The organism is Aquimarina rubra (genome assembly GCF_042684305.1).
GTDB lineage: Bacteria > Bacteroidota > Bacteroidia > Flavobacteriales > Flavobacteriaceae > Aquimarina > Aquimarina rubra.
This window is the reverse complement of the sequence record NZ_JBHULE010000011.1, coordinates 1-4,199: the sequence shown is the minus strand read 5'-3', so window position 1 is coordinate 4,199 and position 4,199 is coordinate 1. Positions and strand designations below refer to the sequence as shown.

The window sequence follows — 4,199 nt, the reverse complement described above, 5'->3', positions numbered from 1 at the left end:
AAGCCTCTGTGTACTATCGCCGTGTTACCACTGGCTTCAACGAACATTTCCGTCAGTTCGCACCAAATATACGCCTCCGTCACTTTTAGCGTGAGCAGGTACAGGAATATTAACCTGTTGTCCATCCACTACCCCTTTCGGGTTCGCGTTAGGTCCCGACTAACCCTCAGCTGATTAGCATAGCTGAGGAAACCTTAGTCTTTCGGTGTGCGGGTTTCTCGCCCGCATTATCGTTACTTATGCCTACATTTTCTTTTGTAGCTGCTCCAGCAAGAATCGCCTCTCACCTTCAACGCCACTACAATGCTCCCCTACCACTCGCCTAAGGCGAGTCCATAGCTTCGGTAATATGTTTATGCCCGATTATTATCCATGCCGAACCGCTCGACTAGTGAGCTGTTACGCACTCTTTAAATGAATGGCTGCTTCCAAGCCAACATCCTAGCTGTCTAAGCAGTTCAACCGCGTTTATTCAACTTAACATATATTTAGGGACCTTAGCTGATGGTCTGGGTTCTTTCCCTCTCGGACATGGACCTTAGCACCCATGCCCTCACTGCTGGTAAACATTTTATAGCATTCGGAGTTTGTCAGGAATTGGTAGGCGGTGAAGCCCCCGCATCCAATCAGTAGCTCTACCTCTATAAAACTATAACCAACGCTGCACCTAAATGCATTTCGGGGAGTACGAGCTATTTCCGAGTTTGATTGGCCTTTCACCCCTACCCTCAGGTCATCCCAAGACTTTTCAACGTCAACGGGTTCGGTCCTCCACTTTGGGTTAACAAAGCTTCAACCTGCCCAAGGGTAGATCACACGGTTTCGCGTCTACTACTACTAACTAAAACGCCCTATTCAGACTCGCTTTCGCTACGGCTGCTCCGCTTAACGGATTAACCTTGCTAGTAAAAGTAACTCGTAGGCTCATTATGCAAAAGGCACGCCGTCATCCGCCGAGGCGGACTCCGACCGCTTGTAAGCGTATGGTTTCAGGATCTATTTCACTCCCTTATTCAGGGTTCTTTTCACCTTTCCCTCACGGTACTGGTTCACTATCGGTCTCTCAGGAGTATTTAGCCTTATGGGATGGTCCCCACAGATTCATACAGGGTTACACGTGCCCCGCACTACTCAGGATACCACTAAATCAATATATCTTACCTATACGGGACTATCACCCTCTACGGTCAGTCTTTCCAAACTGTTCTAATTCAATATACATCTTATAACGTGGTCCTACAACCCCAGCATTGCCGTAACAATACTGGTTTGGGCTAATCCGCGTTCGCTCGCCACTACTAACGGAATCACTATTGTTTTCTTCTCCTCCGGGTACTTAGATGTTTCAGTTCTCCGGGTTCGCCTCCTTGCGGATACTATATCTTCAATATAGTGGGTTGCCCCATTCGGATATCTGCGGATCATAGTGTATGTGCCACTCCCCACAGCTTTTCGCAGCTTATCACGTCCTTCATCGCCTCTGAGAGCCTAGGCATTCCCCATACGCCCTTAATTAGCTTATGCGTCTTTGCTTTAACTTGCTCTTTTAGTTTATTCGTCTTATTATTTCCGATAAAAAATAATAAAACACTCTTTTAATTTGTATCATTAATTATTCTCTCTCGAGAACAACTAATGCTCGTATTCTTTAAATCAATATGTCAATGAACGTTTTTCCTATAAACAGCATAAAAATGATGAACATAAATACTCTTTCAATTGAATGAATCCTGTGTTTTATGAACTATCAACCCTTATACCTAAAGAATCGTGGAGAATATCGGAGTCGAACCGATGACCTCCTGCGTGCAAGGCAGGCGCTCTAGCCAGCTGAGCTAATCCCCCATTATTTGAAATTCAGAATTACGAATTTAGAATTACGAATAATGTGACTTAAACTCTATCTTCTAGAATTTCCTTTCAATACTATAATCAATGAACTTATTTAAACTCAAAATTTAAAACTCTGAACTTAAAACTTGCAGCTTTGCTGCGTCGTAGTCTCAGGCAGACTTACGCCATAGGCGCATAAACTTCGCGTCTGTCTTTCGACTTGTAGTCTCAGGCAGACTCGAACTGCCGACCTCTACATTATCAGTGTAGCGCTCTAACCAGCTGAGCTATGAGACTTCTTCATAGTTGATGGTTGGTGGTTTTTTGTTGATCGTTATAAATATTTTAAAAAATACTAACAACTAACAACCAAAAACTAACAACTATTGTTTAATTAATTAACAGCTTAAGACTAAAAACACCTCAAAATAACAATTCCTGAGTATCGTCTTTCTCTAGAAAGGAGGTGTTCCAGCCGCACCTTCCGGTACGGCTACCTTGTTACGACTTAGCCCCAGTTACCAGTTTTACCCTAGGCCGCTCCTTACGGTGACGGACTTCAGGTACCCCCAGCTTCCATGGCTTGACGGGCGGTGTGTACAAGGCCCGGGAACGTATTCACCGGATCATGGCTGATATCCGATTACTAGCGATTCCAGCTTCACGGAGTCGAGTTGCAGACTCCGATCCGAACTGTGATAGGTTTTATAGATTCGCTCCTGGTCACCCAGTGGCTGCTCTCTGTACCTACCATTGTAGCACGTGTGTGGCCCAGGACGTAAGGGCCGTGATGATTTGACGTCATCCCCACCTTCCTCGCGGTTTGCACCGGCAGTCTTGCTAGAGTTCCCGACATTACTCGCTGGCAACTAACAACAGGGGTTGCGCTCGTTATAGGACTTAACCTGACACCTCACGGCACGAGCTGACGACAACCATGCAGCACCTTGTAATCTGTCCGAAGAAAACTCTATCTCTAAAGCTGTCAGACTACATTTAAGCCCTGGTAAGGTTCCTCGCGTATCATCGAATTAAACCACATGCTCCACCGCTTGTGCGGGCCCCCGTCAATTCCTTTGAGTTTCATTCTTGCGAACGTACTCCCCAGGTGGGTTACTTATCACTTTCGCTTAGCCACTCAGACCGAAGTCCGAACAGCTAGTAACCATCGTTTACGGCGTGGACTACCAGGGTATCTAATCCTGTTCGCTACCCACGCTTTCGTCCCTTAGCGTCAATACATTATTAGTGATCTGCCTTCGCAATCGGTATTCTAAGTAATATCTATGCATTTCACCGCTACACTACTTATTCTAACCACTTCATAATGATTCAAGACCTGCAGTATCAATGGCAATTTTCCGGTTGAGCCGAAAACTTTCACCACTGACTTACAGACCCGCCTACGGACCCTTTAAACCCAATGATTCCGGATAACGCTTGGATCCTCCGTATTACCGCGGCTGCTGGCACGGAGTTAGCCGATCCTTATTCGTAGAGTACCGTCAAACCGGTATACATACCGGGGTTTCTTCCTCTATAAAAGTAGTTTACAACCCATAGGGCAGTCTTCCTACACGCGGCATGGCTGGATCAGAGTTGCCTCCATTGTCCAATATTCCTCACTGCTGCCTCCCGTAGGAGTCTGGTCCGTGTCTCAGTACCAGTGTGGGGGATCCCCCTCTCAGGGCCCCTATCTATCGATGTCTTGGTAAGCCGTTACCTTACCAACTAACTAATAGAACGCATAGCCATCTTATAGCAATAAATCTTTAATCAATTAACGATGCCATCAATTGATACCATAAGGTATTAATCCAAATTTCTCTGGGCTATCCCTTACTATAAGGTAGGTTCTATACGCGTTACGCACCCGTGCGCCGGTCGTCATCAAAAATGCAAGCATTCTTATGTTACCCCTCGACTTGCATGTGTTAAGCCTGCCGCTAGCGTTCATCCTGAGCCAGGATCAAACTCTTCATCGTGTATTCTTAAATATTATTTAACAATAACAACAGGAATTTTAAATCGTATCTCAAAAATGCTTCTAGTCTTAATTCTTATTGTAAAACAACTATATCAAATAGTTGCAATACGCGCTGTCAATCAATATATCAATGAACTTTAAATCCCTCTCCAACAATGTCGAATCTCCCCTTATAAAAGGGAGAAGCAATCTATCACAATCACTTCCGGATTTCTTGTAAATTAGTAAGGAATCGAACCTTAAAAGTAACCTAAATTACCCTACTCCAGTGTAACTTTTATTCCTATGAACTACGCTTGTCTCGCAAAGCGGGTGCAAATATACAACGCCTTTTTTAATCCAACAAAACTTTTTAGAAAAAAAATAAAATATTTTTTTT

Annotated in this window: 2 tRNA genes and 2 rRNA genes; all 4 read right to left on the bottom strand. The window is 44.4% G+C overall.

Annotation, left to right across the window (positions count from 1 at the left end):
- Positions 1–1,523 (bottom strand): 23S ribosomal RNA (locus ACFSR1_RS08070); the annotation flags it as partial.
- Positions 1,524–1,771: 248 nt separating this feature from the next.
- Positions 1,772–1,845, bottom strand: a tRNA-Ala gene (locus ACFSR1_RS08065).
- A gap of 211 nt (positions 1,846–2,056) precedes the next feature.
- A tRNA-Ile gene (locus tag ACFSR1_RS08060) sits at positions 2,057–2,130 on the bottom strand.
- Between the two features lie 162 nt (positions 2,131–2,292).
- Positions 2,293–3,818, bottom strand: a 16S ribosomal RNA gene (locus ACFSR1_RS08055).
- Positions 3,819–4,199: the final 381 nt, after the last annotated feature.